This is a genomic window from Brachybacterium sp. GCM10030252, from assembly GCF_042666535.1.
In the GTDB taxonomy this organism is placed as follows: domain Bacteria; phylum Actinomycetota; class Actinomycetes; order Actinomycetales; family Dermabacteraceae; genus Brachybacterium.
The window spans coordinates 139,988-162,056 of record NZ_JBHTDM010000007.1 but is presented as its reverse complement, the minus strand read 5'-3'; the positions used below and the strand labels follow the sequence as shown (position 1 = coordinate 162,056).

The window sequence follows — 22,069 nt, the reverse complement described above, 5'->3', positions numbered from 1 at the left end:
CGGACGCCGAACCGCTCAGGCGTTCAGCCGGCCCGGCCCGGACACGGTCGGGTCACCGGCGATGCGGTAGCGCCACGGATACAGGCCCGGATCCGAGGCCTCCTCGCGCAGCCCGATCCGTGGTCCCGCCGCGAGCCGGGGATGGGGCATGAAAGGTTCTTCGCCCGGATGCTCGCCGTCGGCCCGGTCCGCCGGATCCACCCGCCCCAACAGGTGCACGCCGCTGCCGGGATCGCACAGGTCCAGCCCGTCGTCGGCGAAGGTGATCCCGCAGGCCACGGTGGCGCGACCCGGCCCGCGGGCGAGGTCCCGGTCGCTGCGGCACACGCCGGTGGCACGACGGCGGCGATACGCCTCCTCGACGCCGTCGACCACCTGGCCGGCGCGGATCAGGCACCCGGTCCCGGTGCCCTCGGCGTCGGCGACCACGTTCATGCACGAGTGCAGCCCCATGTGCCGGTACACGTACAGGTGCCCGGGCGGGCCGAACATGGTGGCATTGCGTGCGGTCCGGCCGCGGAAGGCATGGGAGCCGGGATCCTCCGCGCCGACGTAGGCCTCGACCTCGGTGATGCGCAGGGCGGTCCCGCGGCCGACGAGGACGCAGCCCAGCAGCAGCGGCGCCAGCTCCAGCACCGGCCGGTCGAAGAAGGAGCGGGGCAGAGGCGCCGGCGGACGCGTGGCGGTCACTTCATGAGCCGTTTGACGGCGCCCATGATCTCGTCCATCTTGCGATCCAGCTCCTCGGTGTCCCCGGAGTCGGCCGCGTCGTGGACGCAGTGGTGGATGTGGTCATCGACCAGACCGAGGGCGACCGACTGCAGGGCCTTGGTCACCGCGGAGACCTGGGTCAGTACGTCGATGCAGTAGGTGTCGTCCTCGACCATGCGGTGCAGTCCGCGCACCTGACCCTCGATGAGCTTCAGCCGGCGCAGGTAGGGCGCCTTGTTGCCGTGGTACCCGGGGTCGCCGTGGGTGCCGTGGTCGCCGGGCTCGGGGGAGGGGACCGCAGCGGCGTCGACGTCGGTGGCGTCAGCTTCGTCGGCGCCTGTCGGCTCCATCGGGGTGTCGTCGGGTGTCATCGCGGCTGCCTCTCGGGCTCGGTGCCGGTGCCGCCATGGTCCTCGAGGTGGTCCACCAGCGAGGCGGCGTAGCCGGTGTAGGTGTGCGGGGACAGTGCCAGCAGGCGGTCGCGCTCGGCCTCGGGCAGGCCCAGGGTGCCGATGAACTCGCGCATCCCCGCGCCGTCCACGCGGTGGCCGCGGGTGAGATCCTTCAGCCGCTCGTAGGGGTTGTCCATGCCGGTGGCGCCCTGGACGCCGAGGGTGCGCATCACCGACTGCACGGCCTCCCCGAGCACCTCCCAGTTGTCCTCGAGGTCGGCGGCCATCGCGTCGGCGTCGACATCCAGTCCGGCCAGGCCGCGGCGCAGGTTCGAGATCGCCAGCAAGGAGTGCCCCAGCGCCGGGCCCACGTTGCGCTGGGTGGTGGAGTCGGTGAGGTCGCGCTGCAGGCGCGAGGTCACCAGCGTCTGGGACAGCGAGTCCAGCAGGGCGCCGGAGATCTCGAGGTTCGCCTCGGCGTTCTCGAACCGGATCGGGTTGACCTTGTGCGGCATCGTGGAGGAGCCGGTGCCGCCCTGGGCCGAGAGCCGCTGGCGGAAGTAGCCCAGCGAGATGTAGGTCCAGATGTCGGTGGCGAGGTTGTGCAGGATCCGTCCGGCGCGGGCGATGTCCGCGTACAGCTCGGCCTGCCAGTCGTGGGATTCGATCTGCGTGGTCAGCGGGTTCCACGTCAGCCCCAGGTGCTCGACGAAGCTGCGGGAGACCTGCTCCCAGTCGGCCGACGGCACGGCGGTGGCGTGGGCGGCATAGGTGCCGGTGGCGCCGTTGATCTTGCCCAGGATCTCGTCGCCCTCGATCCGGCGGGCCTGGCGTTCCAGCCGGTGGGCGAACACCGCGATCTCCTTGCCCAGCGTGGTGGGGGTCGCGGGCTGGCCGTGGGTGCGCGAGAGCATCGCCACCTCGGCGGTCGACCGCGCCAGCTCGGCGAGATCGCCGATGACCCCGCGCAGCGCCGGCAGCCACACCTCGCGCACGGCGCCCTGGATCATCAGCGCGTAGGAGAGGTTGTTGACGTCCTCGCTGGTGCAGTAGATGTGCACCACCTCGGCGAGCGGCTCGAGGCTGGTGCCGGTCAGGCGGCGCTTGATGTAGTACTCGATCGCCTTGACGTCGTGGACCGTCTCGCGCTCGATCTCGGCGTGCTCGGCGATGCCCTCGGCACCGAAGTCCTCGGGGATGGCACGCAGCAGGGCGCGCTCGTCCTCGTCGAGGGAGCGCAGGCCGGGGATGACCCCGCCGTCCAGCAGGTGGATCATCCACTCGGTCTCGACCACCAGGCGGGCACGGTTCAGTGCGGCCTCGGAGAGGTGATCGACCAGGGGCGCGGCCTGGGCGCGGTAGCGGCCGTCGAGAGGGGTCAGGGCGATCGGCGGCGTGATGTCCGCGAAAGAGTGAGCCATGGGGTCATTCTCCCAGAGTCCGCGCGCACGGCTGCGGGATGTCTCGGCCACGGGAGCGCCTCGGCGAACGGGCGCCGGCGGGGCGGCCCCGGTGGTCAGTCACGCACCTCGTAGCGGCGGTCGTCCCGCTCGCCGAGTCCGGTGACCCCCTCGACGATGGCGGAGAGGATCCCGATGATCACGCCGGCCAGCAGGGCCCACCAGAAGGTGTCGAACGTGAGCGTGAGCCCGAGCAGTCCCGAGACCCAGCTCGCCAGCAGCAGCATCAGCGTGTTGATGACCAGCTGGAACAGACCCAGGGTCACGCAGGTGATGGGGAAGGCCAGGAACGAGAGGATCGGGCGCACGATCAGGTTCAGCAGCGCCACGATCAGCGCGATCGCGCCGATGGTGAGAATCTGCGTCAGCACCGTGGCGCTGTCGTCGCCCAGATGCATGCCGGGCAGGATCAGCGCCGTGACCCACAGCGCGAGGCCGGTGACGATGATGTGTCCGAGGAATCGCATGGGCCCCATTGTCCTCGCCCCGGCTGGGAACGCATCGGGGATATCCCTATTCCTACGGTGCCTCGGTTGCGACGTCGAACCGCACCTCGTCAGCGCAGATCGAGGTGATCGTGACCGTCCAGTCCTCGATCGCGTGGGCGTCCCCGACACTGCCGTCGAACTGCTCGGGGGCGGCGGAGGACGGGCCGGTGGCGGAGAGATAGAGGCGCGCCGAGGGTCCGTCCGAGGCGGCGTACCCCAGGGCGACCCTCAGCTCGGCGCCGTCCACTTCCGGGATCTCCTCGAAGCTGCGCTCGACCGAGGAGTCGACGGTGTAGTCGCCCTCCGTCGTGCAGGCGTCACCGAACTCCTCGTCGTCCCCCTCGACGTGCACGCCGGTGGGACCGGAGCCCTCGTTCGGTGTCGGGGCCGGCGAGGACTCCACAGGGCTGTCGTGCTCGAGGAGGGAGCAGCCGCTCAGGAGCGAAGCGGTGATCATCACGACGGCGGAGGTCAGGACTCGGCGATCACCCATCAATGCCTCCCGGCAGCAATCGAACGTCGACCCCGTGCTGGGCATCGATAGTGAGCATCTGGAAATCCCAGGATCGGCACTGTGCACCAATTCTCGCCGAACGCCCTTCCCGGCGCGATGGGGAGAGGTCCCCATGGGCTGCGGCCCGCCGAGGTCGGCTGACGTCTGGGGTGCTCGACAGGGCCCCGGAGCCGGGCGCGGACGTCACGGAACAGGCCGCCCGTTCGTCCTACCCTGAACGCATGTCCGCACCTCCCGACCCCGGCCGGTACCCCGAGCCCCCAGAGACCGTCCGCCTGCGCCCCGCGCTCGAGGCACTGCCCGCCTACGTCGCGGGCAAGCCCGCCGGAGACGACGGCCGGCGCCGCTTCAAGGCGTCCTCGAACGAGTCGCCCTTCCCGCCGCTGCCGGCCGTGCGGGACGCGGTCGTCGCCGCGATGGACGAGGCCAACCGGTACCCGGACATGGCCGCCTATGCACTGCGCGAGGCGCTCGGCGCCAAGCACGGCGTGGACCCGTCCCAGATCGCGCTGTCGACCGGCTCGGTGGCCGTCAGCGGCGACCTGGTGCGCGCCCTGGTGGGCGAGGGCGACGAGGTCGTCTACGCCTGGCGCTCCTTCGAGGCCTACCCGATCCTGGTCGGCTCCCACGGCGGCACCCCCGTCCAGGTGCCGCTGACGGCAGAGCACGAGCACGACCTCGAGTCGATGGCCGCCGCCGTCACCGACCGCACCCGCCTGGTGATCCTGTGCACCCCGAACAACCCCACCGGCCCCTCGCTGTCGACCGAACAGATCGAGGGCTTCCTCGCCCGCGTGCCCGAGCATGTCGTTGTCGCGATCGACGAGGCCTACCGCGAGTTCCACGACCCGGCGACCGTGGCGGGAACGGCCGGGATCTTCCGCCGCCACGGCAACGTGGTGCTGCTGCGCACCTTCTCCAAGATGCAGGGCCTGGCGGGGCTGCGCATCGGCTATGCCGTGGCTCACCCGCGCCTGGCCCGTGCGCTGGGCCAGGTCACCGTCCCGTTCGGCGCGAGCGCCCCGGCGCAGGTGGCGGCCCTGGCGAGCCTGCAGCCGGGCGTGCAGGCGGAGCTGGATCAGCGCGCGGCCTGGATCCGCGAGGAGCGCTCCCGCCTCGTCGCGGCGCTCGCCGGGCAGGGCTGGCAGCTGCCGAGGTCGCAGGGCAACTTCGTCTACTTCCCGCTGGGGGAGGACAGCCCCGCATTCGCCGCCTTCGCCGAGGAGCGCGGGCTGGTGCTGCGCGGCTACGGCACCGACGGGGTGCGCGCCACGATCTCCGAGCAGGAGGCCAACGACCTGCTCATCGAGGTCGCCGGGCAGTGGCGGCAGCGCTGAGGACCACGACGGTCCCGGCCGCCAGATCGTGCGGCCCCCGGCCGCTGCCGCGCAGACTCATCACGGCGAAGACACCGATGACGGCATAGGTGAGCGCGGCGAGCACGATCGCATCGCCTGATCCGTGGCAAGCGGAGGCCACGGCTCGGGTGTGCAGTCCGGCCACGGGTAGTGTCTGAGCCGAGGAAGCACGAGCCTCGCGAGCAGGAAAGAACGGTGATCATGGGCGCCCGCGCCGTCGACAGCAGCACACTCGGCGGCCCCCGCGCCTACGTCGTCTGGGGTGCGGCCCTGGTCGCCTACGCGATCGCGGTCCTGCAGCGCACCACGATGGGTGTCTCCGGGCTGGAGGCGACCGAGCGCTTCGGCACCTCCGCCACCATCGTCTCCACCTTCGTCGTCCTCCAGCTGCTGGTCTACGCCCTCGCCCAGGTCCCGGCCGGGCTGCTGCTGGACCGCTACGGCTCCCGCGTCACCCTCACCGCCGGAGCGGTGCTGATGGCCACCGGGCAGCTCGTGATCGCCCAGACCGACACCGTCGCCCTCGCGATCCTCGCCCGCGTGGTGGTGGGGGCCGGCGACGCGCTGACCTTCTCCAGCGCCGTGCGCCTGGTGCCCGCCTGGTTCCCCGCGGGCCGCGTCCCGATCCTCACCCAGCTCACCGGCATCCTCGGCCAGGTCGGGCAGATCGCCTCCGCGGTCCCCTTCGTGGCGGTGCTGACCGTCGCCGGCTGGAGCACGGCCTTCAGCGCCGCGGCCGGGGTGAGCGGCTGCGCGGCCCTGCTCGCCCTGCTCGTGGTGCGCGCGAGCCCGCCGGGGATCCCGCGCCCCCGCCAGAAGCAGAACCTCGCGCGGATCCCGCTGGTCATCGGCCGCATCATCCGCCACCCCGCCACGCAGCTCGGCTTCTGCACGCACTTCACGGCCGGGTTCACCGGCATCGCCTTCTCGATGATGTGGGGCTATCCGTACCTCACCGCCGGCGAGGGCCTCAGCCGGCCGGCGGCGTCTGCGGTGATGACGGTGCTGGTGGTGGTCTCCATCATCGGGGGACCGGTGATCGGAGCCCTGACCCAGCGCCACCCGCTGCGGCGCTCGTCCCTGGTGCTGCTGATCCTGGGCACGATCGCGGTACCGCTGACGGCCCTGGTGCTGTGGCCCGGTCCCGCCCCGATCTGGCTGCTGCTGGTGCTGGTGGCCGGCTTCTCCATCGGCGGGCCCGCCAGCTCCGTCGGCTTCGACTTCCCCCGCACCGATCTGGCCCGACACCGCCTCGGCACCGCCACCGGGATGGTGATCATGGGCGGCTTCTCCGGCGGCCTGATCGCCATCCTGCTGATCGGCATGATCCTCGACCTGCTGCGGCCCGACGGGAACTACGACCTGGCGGCGTTCCGCATCGCCTTCGCCGTCCAGATCCCGATGCTCCTGGTGGGCACCGCGGGCATGCTCATCACCCGGCGCAATCTCCGGCGCCGGATGGCTGCCCGCGGCGAGGTGGTGCCGCCATGGCGGGAAGTGTGGCGCAACGGCCGCTGGCGCCGGCTGTGACCGCTTGCCGCGGCTGAGCGCCGTGCCGTAGCGTTCCCTCCGACACTTAATTTCAAGGAGGAAGTATGTCTTTCAGTCTCGGCATCGTCGGGATCGGACAGTTCGGCAAGCACTTCGCAGAACTGTTCGCGGCCCATCCCGAGATCGACGAGCTGTACGCCGTCGACGCGATCCCGGAGCGGATCGACGCCGTCGAAGCCCGCGGCGTGCACTTCGCCGGACGCTTCGAGACCTTCGAGGACCTGCTGGCCTCCGACGTCGACGCGGTCGCGATCTTCACCCAGCGCTGGACCCATGGCGAGCACGCCCTGGCCGCGCTGCGCGCCGGCAAGCATGTCTACTCGGCGGTGCCGATGGCGATCGCGGAGGACGAGATCCGCCAGATCACCGAGGAGGTCCGGCGCACGGGCCTGGTCTACATGATGGGGGAGACCAGCCAGTACAACTCGGCAGTGGTCCTCGCCCGGCGGCTGCATCGCAGCGGAGTCTTCGGCGAGGTGTTCTACGCCGAGGGCGACTACGTCCACGACATGGACCTGGGCTTCTACGACGCCTACAAGTACTCCGGCGGCGAGGGCTGGAAGGCCACCGCCTCCTACCCGCCCCTGCTGTACCCCACCCACTCCATCGGCGGCATCCTCGGCGTGCTCGAGAACCACGCGGTCTCGGTCTCGGCGATCGGCCGGCCCGACACCCGCGGCGACGGCGTCTTCGACAAGGACGTCTCGATGTTCGACAACGACGTCTCCAACGCCTTCGCGCTGTTCGAGATGGACAACGGCGGCGCTTTCCGCACCAACGAGCTGCGGCGCGTGGGCTACCCCTCGCACCTGCGCGAGTCGCGCTTCCGCTTCTTCGGCGAGGCCTCCTCGTTCGAGGAGACGATCGACGTCACCTACTGGCACGACAAGGAGCGCGTGCTGGACGTGAGCGACGCGATCCGCACCGCGGCGACCATGAGCCTGGACGATCCCCGCCTGGCCGACGTCTCCCCGGCCCTGCGCGATGCCTTCGTCGCCGGATGCTCCCCGGCCCACCACCAGTCGCGGCTGCCCGAGCAGTTCCATGGCATGCCCAACGGGCACGAGGGCGCCCACCACTTCCTGGTCGACGACTTCGCGCGCGCCGTGGTCGACGGCATGCAGCCCGCCGTCAACGCCTGGCAGGCCGCCCGGTACACCCTGCCCGGCGTCATCGCTCACCAGTCGATGAACAACGGCGGCGAGCGGCTGCCGATCGCCGACCTCGGGGACTGCCCGCTGCCCGTGCAGGATCTCGACGCCGACCAGGAGCCTCTGGATGTCGCCGCCCTGGAGCGGCTGATCGAGAGCTGAGCGCGCACAATGGCTCCATGACGAGCACTCCGGCGGCCGGGCACTGGGACAGCGACGCTCTCGGCGTGCTGATGGCGCCGTTGACCGGCACCCAGCTGCCGGAGTGGATGGGCGAGGTGCTCGAGGCGGGCCTGGCCTCGGTGATCCTGTTCGGGCACAACACCCCGGACCCCGAGACCGCGGCCGCCCTGTCCCGGTCCGTCCACGCCCGCTCGGCGGACTGCGTGGTGGCGATCGACGAGGAGGGCGGGGACGTCACCCGCCTCCAGGCGGCCACCGGCTCCTCGCTGCCGACGGCCTGGGCGCTCGGCGAGGTCGACGATCCGGAGCTGACCCGCCACGCCGGCAGCGCCCTGGGCGACATCCTGGCCGCCTGCGACATCGACCTCGATCTGGCGCCGGTCCTGGACGTCTCCACCGACCCGGCCAACCCCGTCATCGGCACCCGAGCCTTCAGCGACGACCCGGACCGGGTCGCCGCCCACGCCCAGGCGTTCGCCGCAGGCCTGATCGAGTCCGGGCTCGGCACCTGCGCCAAGCACTTCCCCGGTCACGGCGCCACCGCCACGGACTCCCACACCGCCCTGCCCCTGATCGAGCTGGACCGCGAGGAGTTCACGCGCGATCATCTCGCGCCGTGGTCCATCGCGCCGTGGCTGGATGCCGTGATGACCGCGCACGTGCTGGTCCCCTCCCTCGGGGAAGGGCCCGCCTCGATCTCGTCCTGGTCGCGCCCCGAGCTGGACCGCGCCGTCAGCGGCACCTTCCACGGCCTCGTGATCACCGATGCCCTCGACATGGCCGCGGTGGCCGGCACCGTCGGCTACGGCGAGGCCGCGGTGCGCGCCGCCGAGGCCGGGGCCGACCTGCTGTGCCTGGGCACCTCCATCCGGCGCGACGACCGGCACATGCTGCGCGAGGCGCACGACGCCCTGGTGGCGGCCGTCGCCGACGGGCGGCTGAGCCGCGAGAGCCTGCATGCGCGGGCCGAGGGCACCCGGGCGCAGTGCCGCCGTCTGCGCACCCGCCGCCGATTCGTCCCCGCTCCCGAACTGCCCGCTGCGCTCGCTCACGCCGACGCACTGGGCTCCGACGCCGCCGCCCGCGCCGTCCGCGGCCGCCACGCCCACCTGGACCTGCGCCCAGTGCTGGTGGCGGACCTCCGTGCCCGCGCCGATCACGCCTCCGGGGCCCGGGCTCCGCAATTGATCCAGGCACTCGCCGAGCAGGGAGTGCAGGCCACCGTGCCGGACTATCCGGGCCAGGATGCCCAGAGCCACCAGCTGACCTCGGCTCCGCAGGTCCTCGCACTGACCCGGCTGCCCCGCAGCGACCCCGACGAGGGGGCGCGCCTCAGCGCACTGCTGGCGCGCCGGCCCGACGCGATCGTGGTCCACACCGGTGTGCCCGACGCCGCCCCGGACCATCGCCGCCTGGTCCTCGCCCACGGCGCCGGCCGCACCATGATGCGCGCCGCCGTCGACCTCCTGCTGCGCGGGCGGTGAGCACGCGACCTCAACTCACCCCTGGGGCCGCGACATCCGCTGTGACCAGCGGATCTTTATTCCCTACGGCACCGTAGGTTACGCTCCCCGGCGTGAGTGTGTTCGCAACGACCATCCCCTCCGTCGCGGAGCAGGAGCCGATGATCCAGCTCCTCGCGCCCGACGGCACCCGCACCCCCCACGACGAGATGGACGCCGTGCTCGCCGGCCACGGCGGCTCGGCGTCAGGCGGTGCCGCATCCGGCGACGGGGACGACCTGGCCACCCCGGAGCGCCTGCGCGGCTACTACCGCGACATGGTGATGATCCGCGCCGCCGACCTCGAGGCCACCAGCCTCCAGCGCCAGGGCCAGCTCGGGCTCTGGGCCAGCGCCCTGGGCCAGGAGGCCGCCCAGATCGGCGCCGGCCACGCCTCCCGCGAGCAGGACTACCTGGTGCCGACCTACCGCGAGCACGGCATCGCCTGGGCCCGCGGCATCGAGCCGTGGCGCCTGCTGGAGCTCTACCGCGGCATCAGCCACGGCGGCTGGGACCCCAACGAGCTGCGCACCCACCCGTACATGATCGTCCTCGGCGCGCAGGCCCCCCACGCGGTCGGCTACGCCATGGGCCTGCAGCGCGATGGCGTCGTCGGCACCGGGGACACCGCGACCGACACTTCGGTGCTCGCCCTGTTCGGTGACGGCGCCTCCAGCGAGGGCGAGGTCGCCGAGTCCTTCACCTTCGCCGCCTCGTTCCAGGCCCCGGTCGTCTTCTACACCCAGAACAACCAGTGGGCCATCTCCGTGCCCGCCGCGGTGCAGTCCCGAGTGCCGCTGGCCCAGCGCTCCCGCGGCTGGGGTATCCCCTCGGTGCGGGTCGACGGCAATGACGTGCTCGCCGTGCTCGCCACCGTCCGCTCCGCGATGGACGCCGCCCGGGCAGGGGAGGGGCCGCGCTTCATCGAGGCTGTCACCTACCGCATGGCAGCCCACACCACCAGCGACGATGCCTCCCGGTACCGCCCCGCCTCCGAGGAGGAGGAGTGGGCCGCGAAGGACCCGATCCTGCGGCTGCGCCGTCACCTCGAGCAGCTCGGCGAGATCGACGAGGACTTCATCGCCCGCTGCGACCAGGAGGCGCACGACCTCGCCATGCAGCTGCACCACCACATCCACGGCATGGAGGACCCGGACCCGGTGGGCATGTTCGACCACGCCTACGCCGAGCCCCACCCGATCGTCGACGCCGAGCGGGAGGCCTACCTCGAGTACATCTCCCAGTTCGAGGACGAGGGCGAGGACGGGGGTCCAGCAGGCGAGGGCGCGGATCAGACCGGAGGGGCGCACCGATGAGCAGCACGAACCTTCCGATCGCCAAGGCCATCACCGCCGGACTGCGCGACGCCATGCGCGCCGACGAGCGGGTGATGATGATGGGCGAGGACATCGGCATCCTGGGCGGCGTCTTCCGCGTCACCGACGGGCTGCACGCCGAATTCGGCTCCCAGCGCGTGGTGGACACCCCGCTGGCCGAGGCCGGCATCGTCGGCACCGCCGTCGGCCTCGCCGTGCGCGGCTACCGGCCGGTGCTCGAGATCCAGTTCGACGGGTTCGTCTACCCGGCGTTCAACCAGATCACCACGCAGGTCGCGAAGATGCACAACCGCACCCTGGGCCGGGTGAAGATGCCGATCGTCATCCGCATCCCCCACGGCGGCGGGATCGGCGCGGTCGAGCACCACTCCGAGAGCCCCGAGGCGCTGTTCGCCCCCACCGCCGGGCTGCGGATCCTGGCACCGGCGAACGCGCAGGACGCGTACTGGATGACGCGCCAGGCGATCGAGTGCGAGGACCCGGTGATCATGCTCGAGCCCAAGCGGCGCTACTGGGTCAAGGGCGACGTCGACCCCGACCATCGCCCCGAGCTGACCCCGTGGCAGGCCGCGGTGGTCCGCCCCGGGACCGACGCCACCCTGCTCGCCTGGGGACCGAGCATGCCGCTGGCCCTCGAGAGCGCCCAGGCCGCGGCCGAGGACGGGATCGAGCTCGAGGTGGTCGACGCCCGGTCGCTGTCCCCGATCGACGTCCCCACCATCGCCGCCTCGGTCAAGCGCACCGGGCGGCTGCTGATCGTGCACGAGGCCCCCGTGCTCGGCGGCCTCGGCGGCGAGATCGCCGCTCGCATCAGCGAGGAGTGCTTCTACCACCTCGAGGCGCCCGTGCTGCGCGTGGGCGGCTACCACCTGCCCTATCCGCCGGCGCGCATGGAGCACGCCTTCCTGCCCGACCTCGACCGGGTGCTCGACGGCGTGGACCGTCTGCTCGAGCACTGACGGCAGCGCCCGTCGCCCGCGTGAAAGGATTCCTGCCATGAGCTCGTCCTCGCAGTCCTCGTCCTCCGGGTCGTCCGCGGCCTCGTCCTCGATCGTCCGGATCCCCCTCACCGACCCCGGCGAGGGCCTGACCGAGGGCGAGATCATCGACATCAAGGTCGCCGTCGGCGACACCATCGCCATCAACGATCCCGTGGCCGAGGTGGAGACCGCCAAGAGCGCGGTCGAGCTGCCCAGTCATGTCTCCGGCACCGTCACCGCGATCCTGGTCTCGGTCGGCGACGAGGTCCCCGTCGGCACCGACCTGATCGAGGTCGACACCGCCGGCGGGCCGGCCCCGTCGGCACCGGGCGCGGACCAGGCTGCCGGGCAGCCCGCCCCGGCCGATGCGCCCGAGGCGGCCGCCGATGCCCCTGCTGCCGAGGCGGCCGCCGAGAGCGTGCAGACCGCGGCCGAAGTGGCACCCCAGCAGGAGCCTGCCGACGCGGCCGGAGGTGCCGGGGCCGCCGAGGGCGCTCCGGCGACGCCTGCCGAGGAGGAACCCAAGAACCTGGTCGGCTACGGTGCCTCCGCCTCCCCGCAGCGCCGTCGCCGCCGCCGCGCCGCCCAGCAGGACGAGGCGCAGGTGCCCATCGACCGCATCCTCGCCAAGCCGCCGGTGCGCAAGCTCGCCCGGGATCTCGGCATCGCCCTGGCCGACGTGTTCGCCACCGGGCCCGACGGGACGGTCACCCGCGCCGACGTGCTCGCCGCCCAGCAGCGCGCGATGTCCGGCGAGGGCCTCTCCGGGCACGACGGGCACTACTTCCCCGAAGAGTCCCCGCAGGTGCCCGAAGGGCTCGGCGGCGCCATGAAGTCCACCCGCGATCAGTCGTTCACGCAGGTCAGCAGCGACGAGCGCACCACTCGCGTGCCGATCCGCTCGGTGCGCAAGCGCACCGCCGAGGCGATGGTGGCCTCCGCCTTCACCGCCCCGCACGTGACCGTGTTCAACGAGATCGACATGACCCGGACCGCGCAGATCATCGCGGACCTCAAGAGCTCGAGGGAGTGGGCCGACGTCAAGGTCAGCCCCCTGGTCGTGGTCGCGAAAGCCCTGCTGGTGGCGATCCGCCGCAATCCCGAGGTCAACGCCTCGTGGGACGAGAAGAACCAGGAGATCGTCTACAAGCACTTCGTGAACCTGGGGATCGCCGCCGCCACCCCGCGCGGGCTCATCGTGCCCAACGTCAAGGACGCGCACCTGATGACGCTGCGCGAGCTGGCCGAGGCGATCGATGACCTGGCCAAGACCGCGCGAGCCGGGCGCACCTCCCTGTCGGACACTCGTGAGGGCACCATCACCATCACCAACTTCGGTGTGTTCGGGATCGATTCCGGCACCCCGATCCTGAACCCGGGGGAGTCGGTGATCCTCGGCGTCGGCGCCATCAAGGAGAAGCCCTGGATGGTCGACGGGCAGATCGTGCCGCGCAAGATCGCCCAGCTCGCCCTGAGCTTCGACCACCGCCTGATCGACGGCGCCCTCGGCGCCGAGCTGCTGCGCGACATCTCCGCCGTGCTGGAGGACCCCGCCCTGGGCCTGGTATGGGGTTGATCGACGACCGGCGAGCCCGGGGTCGTCGGCGAGCTTGCGAGTCGGCGGCACCGGGTGAGCGGGAGGAGATCAGCCGAGAGAGCGGAGCGCTGATCGAGCGGGAGGAGATCAGCCGAGAGAGCGGAGCGTCGAGCGACGAGCCCGCACCCTGGGACCGGGGCGCCCCGCGCGTCGGTACCCTGACCCGGTGACTTCGAGCCCTGATCCGCAGCCGCCCGCGTCGCGGCGCGATGACCCGCGGATGCAGACGGCGGAGATGGCGGCGCTGGGTTTCGAGGGCGCGGACGAGTGGGAGACCGAGTCCGAGACCATCGGGTCGGGCCCGGTGGACGTGCCCTGGGCGTGGTGGAAGATCGCGCTGATGGTCGCCGCAGGCGGTGCGCTGGGGTCGATGCTGCGCTTCGTCATCACGATCCTGGCGCCGACCGTCACCACCCCCACCCTGGTCGAGGTGCCCTGGGCGACGTTCTGGGTCAACGCGATCGGCTGCCTCGCCCTGGGGGCGCTGACGGGGGTGCTGGAAGTGCGCCGGGCCGGTCCGTGGGTCCAGCCGCTGCTGGGCACCGGACTGTGCGGCGGATTCACCACCATGTCCACCGTGGTCCTCGAGGGCTCTGCCATGATCGGCGCCGACTTCCCCCTCAAGGCCTTCGGCTACGCCCTGCTCACCGTGGTCGTGTGCCTGGGCGCGGTGGTGATCGGCATGCTCGCCGGGCGCCGCATCGCGCAGCGGATGGCTGAGAGCTCGAGAGGCCAGCGGGACTCGAGGGGCCAGCGGGGCACGAGAGATCAGGAGGGCTCGAGGGTCCGGCGCGGCTCGAGGCGCCAGCGAGGCCAGCGGCGCTCGCGCGCTCAGCGGGATGAGGCAGGGGCCGACGGGACCGCGTCCACGGACGAGGGGAGCGCCACATGAACGCCGGCACCTTCTTGCTGGGCATGCTGCTGGTCAGCCTCGGCGGGGCGGCAGGCTCCGTGCTGCGATGGGGCGTGCGGGAGTACGGACTGCGCTGGGCGGCCGGTCGCAGCAGCGGAGCCGAGGAACGGGTCCGGCCCTGGCTCACCTTCGCCGTCAACGTCGTGGCCTGCTTCCTGCTCGGCCTCATCGTCGCCCGGCTCGGCGCCGCCACCGGTCCCGCCGAACTCGCGTACCTGCTGCTCGCGGCCGGGGTCTGCGCCGGCCTCTCCACGCTCTCGACCGCCGCGGTCGACGTGGTCGATCTGATCCGCCGGGGCCGCATCGCCATGAGCGTCGCCTACTTCCTGCTGAGCATCGGCGCCGGTATGGCCGCCCTGTGGTCGGGCCTGGTGATCGCCTCGTGAGCACGCTCTCCGCACGGCGACCTGCTGCGCTGGTCGTCGCGATCCTCCTCGGTGCGCTCACCGTGCTGGCCGTGATCTCGGTCCTCGCGGCCGGTGCCGCCGGCGGCGGCAACCTCGTGCTGCGCGGCGCCGGGGCGATGGCACGCGCCGGAGCGCCGGTCTCCGCGATGCTCGCGGACCTCGCGGCGGCCGTGACCCTGGGTGGTGCCGTCGTCGCCGGCTGGCTGCTGCACGCGGAGGCCGACCGCGCCCGAGTCATGACCGCGGTCGCCGTCGCGGCCGGTATCACCACGCTCGCCCGAGGCACCTCCCTCGCCTTCTCCTACGCCGTGGCCACGGGGCAGGCCGTCGGGTCGGTGCGCTTCGGCTCCGACCTCGAGGTGTTCCTGGCCACCGACCTCGGCGTCTGGCTGGTCAGCGCCCTGGTGATCGCCGCGGCCGCCACGACGATCGCGGTCGCCGGCACCTCCCGCGGCATCGCCCGGACGGTTGCCGTCGCGGCCGGGCTGGTCGCCTTCGCCAGCGCGATGACCGGCCACGCCGGGGGCGGGCAGAACCACGAGGTGGCCACCTCCACGATGCTCATCCATCTGCTGGCCGTCGGGATCTGGCTGGGCGGACTGGCGGTGCTGCAGCTGCTGCCGTCCACCGCCCGGGACGATGCGACCGTGGTGCGCGGCTTCTCCCATCTGGCGCTGATCTGCTGGATCGCTCTGGCGGTCAGCGGGGTGTGGGCGCTGTCGGTGCGCATGAACGCTCCCTCGGAGGTTCTCACCAGCGCGTATGTGCAGCTGGGGCTGGCCAAGGCCGTCCTGCTGGTGGCCCTCGGCGGGCTCGGTGTCATCCAGCGCCGCCAGCTCGCCACGGGCTTCGCGGCCGAGGGCCCGGGGCACCGTGCGGCCGGCATCTATCGTCGGCTGGCCGTTCTCGAGCTCGCGCTGATGGGTCTGGCCGTGGCGATCGCCGCGGCCATGAGCTCCTCGCCGCCGCCGGCCGCCGAGGGCATCCCGCCGGCGGGCCCGGCCGGGATCCTCACCGGCTACCCCCTGCCTCCGGCCCCGGACCTGGGCACGGTCCTCACCGCGTGGCGCCCCGCACCGTTCGGCATGATGCTCGCCTGCGTGCTGCTGCTGGTGTGGTGGCGGCCGCGCGGCCCGCAGCGGACGCGGAGCGCGAGCATCCGTCTGGTGCTGGGAGCGGTCGTGCTGGTAGTGCTGACCAGCGGCCCGCTGACCGTGTACAGCAAGGTGCTGGTCTCCGCGCACCTGCTGCAGCACGTGCTGCTGCTGGCGGTCGCTGGCGTGCTGCTGGGCACCGCGCTGGCGGTTCCTGCCCGGATGCGGAGGGCACTCAGCGGCCGACATTGGCTCGCCGCGTTGGTGGCGGGCGCGCCGGTGGCCCTGCTCGCGGGCGTCTATGCCGGGCCGCTGCTGCGGATCGCCCTGGAAGGACACGCCGGACACCTGGTGCTGCAGGTTCTGGCACTGACCGGCGGTGCGGTGGTGACCTTCGCGGTGCGCAGCCTCGCGGGGGTCCGGGCAAGGATCCTCGTGATCGCCGTTCCGCTGGCGCTCGCGGTCGCCGGGGCAGTGGTGCTGCTCAGCACCGACACGCTGATCGCGGCGAGCTGGTTCGGGGCCACCGGGCGCCGGTGGTGGCCCGACGCCCTGGCCGATCAGCAGCGCGGCGGGATCGCTGTCGCGGTCGTGTCCCTCGCGGCCGCTGCCGTCGCGGCGCTCGCCGTGCGCCGTCCTGCGTCGCAGCGATCACGCTGACCCGCGGGGGTCACTCGAACAGGTCGCGCACCGTGCGCAGGCGGGCCAGCAGGGTCTCGCGGTCCGCCGCCGGCACCAGCTTCTCACCCTCCCCGCCCGAGGAGATCCCGGCCGAGCGGGCACGGACGCGGTTCGCGCCGAGCACGCCGCCGATCCGCCCGAGCAGACCGGCGTCGCCGGTGGCGCGGGCGGTGGCCACCGCGTTCTCCGAGCCGGCGCGCAGGCGCTGGAAGTCCTGGAGCGCGGGCGAGCCCTCGCGGGCGGCATGCAGCAGGTAGGCGGCGATATCGGCCTGCTGGACCAGGACCGGCAGCATCCCGCCGGGGCCGCGCTGCTGGCCGAGGACCACCAGGTCGTCGCGGCCACGGGGGAACACACCGAGGAACAGATCGAGGTCACCGCCGGCGGTGCGCGGCACGACGTCCTCGGGCAGGTGGCCCGCGCCGGATTCGTAGCCGGTCGCGAGCACGATCAGGTCCGGGGCGAAGTCGCCGTGGGCGGCGGGACCGCCATGACCGGCGAGGGTGAGGGTGCCGTTGTGGGCGATCCCGGCGATCTCGCCGACGGGAGTGATGCGGCCCTCACGCACGCGATCGAGCACCTCGTCGGAGACGATCACGGTGTCCTCCAGCAGCGGCGCGGCCGGGCGCGGGAGGCCGACGTCGGCCGGGTTGCCCACGCGGCGGCCGATCACGGCTTCGGCGATCTTCCCGTTCAGGGCTCCGAGCACGGCCGGCTCCCGGGCGGCGGCCACGTCGCCCGGGACGCCCCCGATGCGGCGAGGGACGACCCAGTGCCCGGTGCGCACCGACCAGCCGACCTCGAGGGCCCGGCGCGCGGCATCGACCGCGATGTCCGCCGCGGACTGCCCGGAGCCGACGACCAGCACCCGCTGGCCTTCCAGCCCGTCGGGCCCGGTCCAGTCCTTGGAGTGGATGACCTTGATGGAGGAGGGCACCTCGGCCGCCCAGGCGGGGCGGTGCGGGCGCTCGGAGATGCCGTGGGCGGAGATCACGGCGCGGTAGATCATGATCTCGCCGGTGGAGAGCTCGACCTGCCACACGTTGTCCTCGAAGGGGCGGGCGTAGCGCACCTCGACGCCGGGGCGGAAGTGCTCGGTCAGCTGGTGGCGGGCCGCGTAGGCGCGCAGGTACTTCGCCATGTGCGCCGGCCGCAGGTACTCGGGGAAGGAGACCGGCTGCAGCATGTCCTCGTACTGCGTGAACTCGCGCGAGGAGATCATCTCCATCGCCGGCCAGATCGGGGTGTCCTCGCGCTCCTCGTTCCAGATCCCGCCGACGTGCTTGGCGCGGTCGACCAGGTCGAAGGGGAGATCCAGCGCCTTCAGCGCCGCGGCGGCCGCCAGGCCGGCCGGGCCGGCGCCGATGACCAGCACCTTCTCGCGGGTGGGGATCTCGTCGTGGAGCTCGGGCATCGGGAAGAGCCTTCCGAGTCGGGTGGCGCGCGGCGACCGGGACGGACCCGGCCACCGGTCTCAGCGGCGGGCAGACGCTGGCCATCCTAGTCGTCCGCCGCGGGCGGCACGGCCGCGGCGGAGCGAGCGGAGGGGAGCCGGTGGGCCCGTGCTCACGGTTCGAGGGAGGCGGCCTTCTCCCGAGCCAGCAGCAGGGCCCCGGGCAGGCCCGTGGTGACGGCGCAGAAGGGGCGGCCGTCGGACTGCAGGCCCGTGACGACCTCGTCGTGGATCGGGCCCGGAGTGGCCAGCACCGAGCCGGCCAGCACCACGGGCAGGGCGGCCTCGGCGTCCAGGGCGCGCACGGTGTCCATGACGTGCCTGATCGCGGTGTCGAGGATGTCGCGGGCCGCCGGATCCTCGGGGACGGTCGCCGGCAGCTGCGCGAACCGGCCGAGGGCGGCGGGGGCACCGGCGGGCAGCTGCTCGTCCAGGGCCCGGATGAGGTCCTGGCGCGGATCACCGGTGGGGGAGGGCGGGACCAGCCCGTCCCGCAGATCCAGCTCGAGCATGTCGCCGACCTGCTCCGTCAGCAGCGTGCGACGGCCGCGGCCGTCGATGTCGGCGGCGACCGCCTGCAGGGTGCGCCGGCCCAGCCAGACGGCGGAACCGATGTCGCCGAGGAGCCAGCCCATCCCGTCGCGCCGGGCCACCGGCTCGCGACCGCGGAAGCGGACGGCGACCGCGCCCGTGCCGGCGAGCACGAGCAGTCCGTCATCGCCCACGTCCCCGGCGAGGAAGGCGGTGTGCAGGTCATCGGTGATCAGCACCCGATCCGAGGCGATGCCGAGGGCAGCCACGCGCTCGCCGACGGAGCGGCGCACGTCCTCGGCCCGGGCCGGTCCGGCACCGGAGATCCCCAGCGCGAGGGCGGCGACCTCCGGCGCGCGGCCGAGCTGCTGATGGCCGCGCTCCAGCACCTCGCGGATCGTGCCGGTGAGGTGGTCCAGGGCTTCCGCCCCGGACGAGCGCAGGTTCGCGCCCGGTCCCTCCGCCTCGGCGAGCACGTCGGGTCCCGGCGCGGAGGGATCGAGGCGAGCGAGGACGACACGCGATGTGGTCGCCCCGATGTCCCCGGCGATGACCGCGCGCGACGGTGCGGGGCCGGACGCTCCAGCAGCGGACGCTCCAGCGCCGGACGGTGCAGAGATGTCGGCGTCCATGGCGATGCTCCCTCGGTCGTTCCCCGCGCGGTCGGACCCCATCGTAGGGCGGCGTGCGGGGCCCGGTGCCCCCGGTGGACGTGCACCGACCGGTGCAGGGGCCTGGGCCGGTTCAGAGGTCCAGCCCGGCCTGGACCTCGCGCATCGCCTCGGCCGAGGCGTGCATCCGCGCCAGCTCCCGATCGTCCATCGGCACCTCGAGACGCCGGACGGCGCCCGCCCGGCCCACCACCGTCGGCATCGACATCGCGACGTCGTCCAGTCCGTGCCACCCCTCCAGCGGCATCGAGACCGGCAGCACCGCGTTCTCATCGCGCACGATGGCCTCGACGATGCGGGCCGCCGCCACGCCGATCGCGAGGTTGGTGGCGCCCTTGCCCTGGATCACCGTGTACGCGGCCCCGGCGACCTCGCGCTCGAGCTCCTCGAGCGCGGTGCGGTCCAGCGCAGGTCGCCCCTCGGCATCGAGCCAGCCCGTCAGCGGCACCTGGCCGATGCTGGCGGAGGACCACAGGCCGAACTCGCTGTCGCCGTGCTCGCCGACGATGGTGGCGTGCACGCTGCGGGAGGAGACCCCGAGCCGGGTGGCCAGCAGCCAGCGCAGCCGGGAGGTGTCCAGCACGGTTCCCGAGCTCATCACCCTCCCGCGGGGGAGGCCGGAGATGCGGGCCGCGGCCAGGGCCAGCACGTCGGCAGGGTTCGTCACCAGCACGTACACAGCATCCGGTGCCTGCTCGAGCAGCTGCGGCAGCAGGCTCTGCAGGATCGCGACATTGGTCCCGGTCAGCTCGAGGCGGGTCTGGCCGGGCTTCTGCCGGGCACCGGCTGTGATCACCACGACGTCGGCCCCGGCGACGACGGAGATGTCGTCCCCGCCGATCACCTCGGCCCCGGAGGCCAGCGAGCTGCCGTGGGCGAGATCGAGCACCTCCGCGTCGACCTTGGCGGTGTTCACGTCGTACAGGGCGATGGTGCGGGCCGAGCCGCGCAGCATGGCGGCGTAGGCGACGGAGGAGCCGACGGAACCGGCTCCGACGACGGCGAGCTTGGGGGCGGCCGAGGGTGGCGCGACGGCGGGGGCGACGGTGCTCATGGCACCAGTGTGGGTGCCGGGGCCCTCCGTGCACAGAGCGATCCGGGAGAAAGCTTCGCCGGGAAAAACAGTCGACGCCGTTCCCGCGCCGCTCTTAGACTCGCCCCGTGCGCATCTGATCAGCCCCGTCCATCGCCGCTTCCCGCGACCAGGAGCTGATCCATGCCCTCGCATCCCCGTCCCACCGCCCCGACCGATCGATCCGCCGCCGGGGCCGCCGCGCCCTCCGTCGCCGGAGCAGCCGCGTCCTCCGTCGCCGGGGCAGCCGCGTCCTCCGTCGCCGGAGCCGCGGCCGCGGACCCCGCCCTGCACCTGCGCGCCGAGGGGATCTCCTTCTCCTTTCCCGACCGGCGCGTGCTGACCGATATCAGTCTCGTGGTGCCCGCGGGACGCCCCACCGGCCTGCTCGGGGAGAACGGCAGCGGCAAGTCCACGCTGCTGCGCATCCTCGCCGGTGCCCTGCAGCCCGAGGGCGGAACCGTCTCAGCGCCCGGCCCCGTCGGCCTGCTCCACCAGGAGCTGCCGTTCCCGGGGTCCGCCACCCTCGCCGACGTCGTCGCCGATGCGCTGGCCCGTTCTCGCCGCCTGGAGCGCGAGCTCGCGCGGGCAGGGGAGGCGCTCGCCGGCGGGACCGGTGAGCCGGCCCCCGAGGCGGCCCGCCGATACGACCAGCTGCTGGCCGAGGCGACTCTGGCCGACGTGTGGAACGCCGACCGCCGCGCCGAGACGGTCCTGGCCGGTCTCCATCTCGACGGCCCGGGCCGGAGCACCCGACTCGACCGGATCAGCGGCGGCCAGCGGGAGCGGCTCGCCCTCGCCCATCTCCTCATCGCCCGCCCCACGACGTGGCTGCTGGACGAGCCCACCAATCATCTCGACGACGACGGGGCCGCGTTCCTGGCCTCCGCGATCCACGAGCATCCGGGGCCGGTGCTCATCGCCAGCCACGACCGGGCCTTCCTCGACCACGCCACGCTCGCCCAGCTCGACCTGGATCCCGCCGAGAGCCCCGTGGGCTCCCCGCCGGGCGGGCTGACGCTGTACACCGGGGGATTCTCCGACTACCTGCTGGCCCGTCTCGAGGCGCGGGAGCGGTGGGAGCACCGGTTCCGCGCTGAACAGGAGGAGCTGACCTCCCTGCGCCGGGCGGTCACGGATTCGGCGGAGGTCGGCCACGCGGGCCGGGGCCCGCGCACCGAGGCCAGGGCCGCCAAGAAGTTCTACGCCGACCGCAACGCCAAGACCGTCTCGCGGCGACTGCGGGAGGCCCGGGCCCGCCTCGAGCAGCTCGAGGCGGAGCAGGTGCGCAAGCCCCCGGCCGAGCTGCACTTCACCCACCTGCCGTCGGCCCTGCGGCGGGGTGGCGGGGGAGCGGACGGTGCCGTGCTGGTGACGGCGAGCCGGGCAGCGGTCTCCGGCCGCCTCGCGCCGACCTCGTTCAGCCTCGCCGCCGGTCAGCGGCTGCTGGTCACCGGGTCCAACGGGTCGGGGAAGTCGACTCTGCTGGACACGGTGACCGGGGCGCTCGAGCCGACGGCGGGCAGCATCGACCGGCCCCGCGGTCTGCGCATCGGTCACCTCGGGCAGGACGACGAGGCGATCCCGGGGCGCACCGTCGATGAGCACCTGCGCGCCGCAGCGACTGGCTCCGCCCAGCTTCCGCTCGAGGACGGCGCCGTGCCCGAGTTGTTCGGCCTGGTCCACCCCCGCGACCTCTCCCGGCCGCTCGATCAGCTCTCCCGCGGCCAGCTGCGCCGCGTGATGCTCGCAGCCCTCCTGCTGGATCCGCCCGAGCTGCTGGTGCTCGATGAGCCCACGAACCACCTGGCCCTGGTCACCGCCACCCGGTTCGAGCAGGCCCTGCAGGACTGGAACGGCACGGTGCTGATCGCCTCCCATGATCGCTGGCTGCGCAAGCGCTGGCAGGGCGAGGTGCTCGAGCTGGCATGACCCGCCCTGCGTGGTCGGCAGGGGGCATCGGCTGCGGCACCGTCGGTCTCCCACCGTCCGGCCGGTGGCGTCACACGAGTTCACGGAGGTC

19 protein-coding genes are annotated in these 22,069 nt (G+C 72.9%); 11 read left to right on the top strand and 8 right to left on the bottom strand.

Annotated features, from left to right (window positions below):
• Positions 1–15 precede the first annotated feature (15 nt).
• From ACFQRJ_RS07090 to ACFQRJ_RS07070, 5 genes are all read right to left on the bottom strand, one after another.
• Entirely contained in the window at positions 16–690 is a 675-nt protein-coding gene (locus tag ACFQRJ_RS07090) for a DNA-3-methyladenine glycosylase (RefSeq protein ID WP_377018282.1), read from the bottom strand.
• Positions 687–1,082 carry a metal-sensitive transcriptional regulator gene (locus ACFQRJ_RS07085; RefSeq protein WP_377018281.1) on the bottom strand — a complete coding sequence of 132 codons (396 nt, stop codon included), beginning with the start codon at positions 1,080–1,082 and terminating at the stop codon, positions 687–689. The genes ACFQRJ_RS07090 and ACFQRJ_RS07085 overlap by 4 nt, the downstream gene beginning before the upstream one ends.
• Positions 1,079–2,524 carry an adenylosuccinate lyase gene (gene purB, locus ACFQRJ_RS07080; RefSeq protein ID WP_377018280.1) on the bottom strand — a complete coding sequence of 482 codons (1,446 nt, stop codon included), beginning with the start codon at positions 2,522–2,524 and terminating at the stop codon, positions 1,079–1,081. The genes ACFQRJ_RS07085 and purB overlap by 4 nt, the downstream gene beginning before the upstream one ends.
• Before the next feature lie 95 nt (positions 2,525–2,619).
• Positions 2,620–3,030 (bottom strand): phage holin family protein, encoded by a 411-nt coding sequence (locus ACFQRJ_RS07075; RefSeq protein WP_377018279.1) that lies wholly within the window; start codon positions 3,028–3,030, stop codon positions 2,620–2,622.
• Between the two features lie 52 nt (positions 3,031–3,082).
• The gene (locus tag ACFQRJ_RS07070; protein WP_377018278.1) at positions 3,083–3,544 is read right to left on the bottom strand and encodes a hypothetical protein; all 462 of its coding nucleotides are present in this window, start codon (positions 3,542–3,544) and stop codon (positions 3,083–3,085) included.
• Between the two features lie 242 nt (positions 3,545–3,786).
• Between ACFQRJ_RS07070 and ACFQRJ_RS07065 the strand changes: the two genes are divergently transcribed.
• From ACFQRJ_RS07065 to ACFQRJ_RS07020, 10 genes are all read left to right on the top strand, one after another.
• The gene (locus tag ACFQRJ_RS07065) at positions 3,787–4,902 is read left to right on the top strand and encodes a histidinol-phosphate transaminase (RefSeq protein ID WP_377018277.1); all 1,116 of its coding nucleotides are present in this window, start codon (positions 3,787–3,789) and stop codon (positions 4,900–4,902) included.
• A 222-nt stretch (positions 4,903–5,124) separates the two neighbouring features.
• Positions 5,125–6,453 (top strand): nitrate/nitrite transporter, encoded by a 1,329-nt coding sequence (locus ACFQRJ_RS07060; protein ID WP_377018276.1) that lies wholly within the window; start codon positions 5,125–5,127, stop codon positions 6,451–6,453.
• Between the two features lie 65 nt (positions 6,454–6,518).
• The gene (locus tag ACFQRJ_RS07055) at positions 6,519–7,787 is read left to right on the top strand and encodes a Gfo/Idh/MocA family protein (protein WP_377018275.1); all 1,269 of its coding nucleotides are present in this window, start codon (positions 6,519–6,521) and stop codon (positions 7,785–7,787) included.
• 17 nt (positions 7,788–7,804) lie between these two features.
• On the top strand, positions 7,805–9,292 hold the full coding sequence (locus ACFQRJ_RS07050) for a glycoside hydrolase family 3 N-terminal domain-containing protein (protein WP_377018274.1): 1,488 nt from the start codon (positions 7,805–7,807) through the stop codon (positions 9,290–9,292).
• Between the two features lie 92 nt (positions 9,293–9,384).
• Positions 9,385–10,626 carry a thiamine pyrophosphate-dependent enzyme gene (locus ACFQRJ_RS07045; RefSeq protein ID WP_377018273.1) on the top strand — a complete coding sequence of 414 codons (1,242 nt, stop codon included), beginning with the start codon at positions 9,385–9,387 and terminating at the stop codon, positions 10,624–10,626.
• Positions 10,623–11,606, top strand: coding sequence for an alpha-ketoacid dehydrogenase subunit beta (locus tag ACFQRJ_RS07040; RefSeq protein WP_377018272.1), 984 nt, complete (start codon positions 10,623–10,625; stop codon positions 11,604–11,606). The genes ACFQRJ_RS07045 and ACFQRJ_RS07040 overlap by 4 nt, the downstream gene beginning before the upstream one ends.
• A gap of 37 nt (positions 11,607–11,643) precedes the next feature.
• Entirely contained in the window at positions 11,644–13,203 is a 1,560-nt protein-coding gene (locus tag ACFQRJ_RS07035; RefSeq protein ID WP_377018271.1) for a dihydrolipoamide acetyltransferase family protein, read from the top strand.
• Between the two features lie 187 nt (positions 13,204–13,390).
• The gene (locus ACFQRJ_RS07030) at positions 13,391–14,116 is read left to right on the top strand and encodes a fluoride efflux transporter FluC (RefSeq protein ID WP_377018270.1); all 726 of its coding nucleotides are present in this window, start codon (positions 13,391–13,393) and stop codon (positions 14,114–14,116) included.
• Complete coding sequence (locus ACFQRJ_RS07025; protein ID WP_377018269.1) at positions 14,113–14,523, top strand: fluoride efflux transporter FluC; 411 nt, start codon at positions 14,113–14,115, stop codon at positions 14,521–14,523. Before ACFQRJ_RS07030 ends, ACFQRJ_RS07025 begins: the two co-directional genes overlap by 4 nt.
• Positions 14,520–16,298, top strand: a complete 1,779-nt coding sequence (locus ACFQRJ_RS07020; protein ID WP_377018268.1) for a CopD family protein — start codon at positions 14,520–14,522, stop codon at positions 16,296–16,298. The genes ACFQRJ_RS07025 and ACFQRJ_RS07020 overlap by 4 nt, the downstream gene beginning before the upstream one ends.
• A gap of 10 nt (positions 16,299–16,308) precedes the next feature.
• On the opposite strand, the gene ACFQRJ_RS07015 is transcribed toward ACFQRJ_RS07020, so the two are convergent.
• The 3 genes from ACFQRJ_RS07015 to ACFQRJ_RS07005 all read right to left on the bottom strand — a co-directional run bounded on the left by ACFQRJ_RS07015 (position 16,309) and on the right by ACFQRJ_RS07005 (position 20,028).
• Positions 16,309–17,733 (bottom strand): flavin-containing monooxygenase, encoded by a 1,425-nt coding sequence (locus tag ACFQRJ_RS07015; protein ID WP_377018267.1) that lies wholly within the window; start codon positions 17,731–17,733, stop codon positions 16,309–16,311.
• A gap of 152 nt (positions 17,734–17,885) precedes the next feature.
• Entirely contained in the window at positions 17,886–18,935 is a 1,050-nt protein-coding gene (locus ACFQRJ_RS07010; protein WP_377018266.1) for an N-acetylglucosamine kinase, read from the bottom strand.
• Positions 18,936–19,047: 112 nt separating this feature from the next.
• The gene (locus ACFQRJ_RS07005; protein WP_377018265.1) at positions 19,048–20,028 is read right to left on the bottom strand and encodes an L-lactate dehydrogenase; all 981 of its coding nucleotides are present in this window, start codon (positions 20,026–20,028) and stop codon (positions 19,048–19,050) included.
• 162 nt (positions 20,029–20,190) lie between these two features.
• Between ACFQRJ_RS07005 and ACFQRJ_RS07000 the strand changes: the two genes are divergently transcribed.
• Complete coding sequence (locus ACFQRJ_RS07000) at positions 20,191–21,978, top strand: ABC-F family ATP-binding cassette domain-containing protein (protein WP_377018264.1); 1,788 nt, start codon at positions 20,191–20,193, stop codon at positions 21,976–21,978.
• Positions 21,979–22,069: the final 91 nt, after the last annotated feature.

Excerpts from the sequence above, each read along its gene's own strand:
- ACFQRJ_RS07025 (WP_377018269.1), top strand. The coding sequence starts at position 14,113 with ATGAACGCCGGCACCTTCTTGCTGGGCATGCTGCTGGTCAGCCTCGGC.
- ACFQRJ_RS07075 (WP_377018279.1), bottom strand. The coding sequence starts at position 3,030 with ATGCGATTCCTCGGACACATCATCGTCACCGGCCTCGCGCTGTGGGTC.
- ACFQRJ_RS07035 (WP_377018271.1), top strand. The coding sequence starts at position 11,644 with ATGAGCTCGTCCTCGCAGTCCTCGTCCTCCGGGTCGTCCGCGGCCTCG.
- ACFQRJ_RS07005 (WP_377018265.1), bottom strand. The coding sequence starts at position 20,028 with ATGAGCACCGTCGCCCCCGCCGTCGCGCCACCCTCGGCCGCCCCCAAG.
- ACFQRJ_RS07055 (WP_377018275.1), top strand. The coding sequence starts at position 6,519 with ATGTCTTTCAGTCTCGGCATCGTCGGGATCGGACAGTTCGGCAAGCAC.
- ACFQRJ_RS07065 (WP_377018277.1), top strand. The coding sequence starts at position 3,787 with ATGTCCGCACCTCCCGACCCCGGCCGGTACCCCGAGCCCCCAGAGACC.
- ACFQRJ_RS07050 (WP_377018274.1), top strand. The coding sequence starts at position 7,805 with ATGACGAGCACTCCGGCGGCCGGGCACTGGGACAGCGACGCTCTCGGC.
- ACFQRJ_RS07000 (WP_377018264.1), top strand. The coding sequence starts at position 20,191 with ATGCCCTCGCATCCCCGTCCCACCGCCCCGACCGATCGATCCGCCGCC.
- purB (WP_377018280.1), bottom strand. The coding sequence starts at position 2,524 with ATGGCTCACTCTTTCGCGGACATCACGCCGCCGATCGCCCTGACCCCT.
- ACFQRJ_RS07040 (WP_377018272.1), top strand. The coding sequence starts at position 10,623 with ATGAGCAGCACGAACCTTCCGATCGCCAAGGCCATCACCGCCGGACTG.
- ACFQRJ_RS07010 (WP_377018266.1), bottom strand. The coding sequence starts at position 18,935 with ATGGACGCCGACATCTCTGCACCGTCCGGCGCTGGAGCGTCCGCTGCT.
- ACFQRJ_RS07085 (WP_377018281.1), bottom strand. The coding sequence starts at position 1,082 with ATGACACCCGACGACACCCCGATGGAGCCGACAGGCGCCGACGAAGCT.
- ACFQRJ_RS07015 (WP_377018267.1), bottom strand. The coding sequence starts at position 17,733 with ATGCCCGAGCTCCACGACGAGATCCCCACCCGCGAGAAGGTGCTGGTC.
- ACFQRJ_RS07070 (WP_377018278.1), bottom strand. The coding sequence starts at position 3,544 with ATGGGTGATCGCCGAGTCCTGACCTCCGCCGTCGTGATGATCACCGCT.
- ACFQRJ_RS07060 (WP_377018276.1), top strand. The coding sequence starts at position 5,125 with ATGGGCGCCCGCGCCGTCGACAGCAGCACACTCGGCGGCCCCCGCGCC.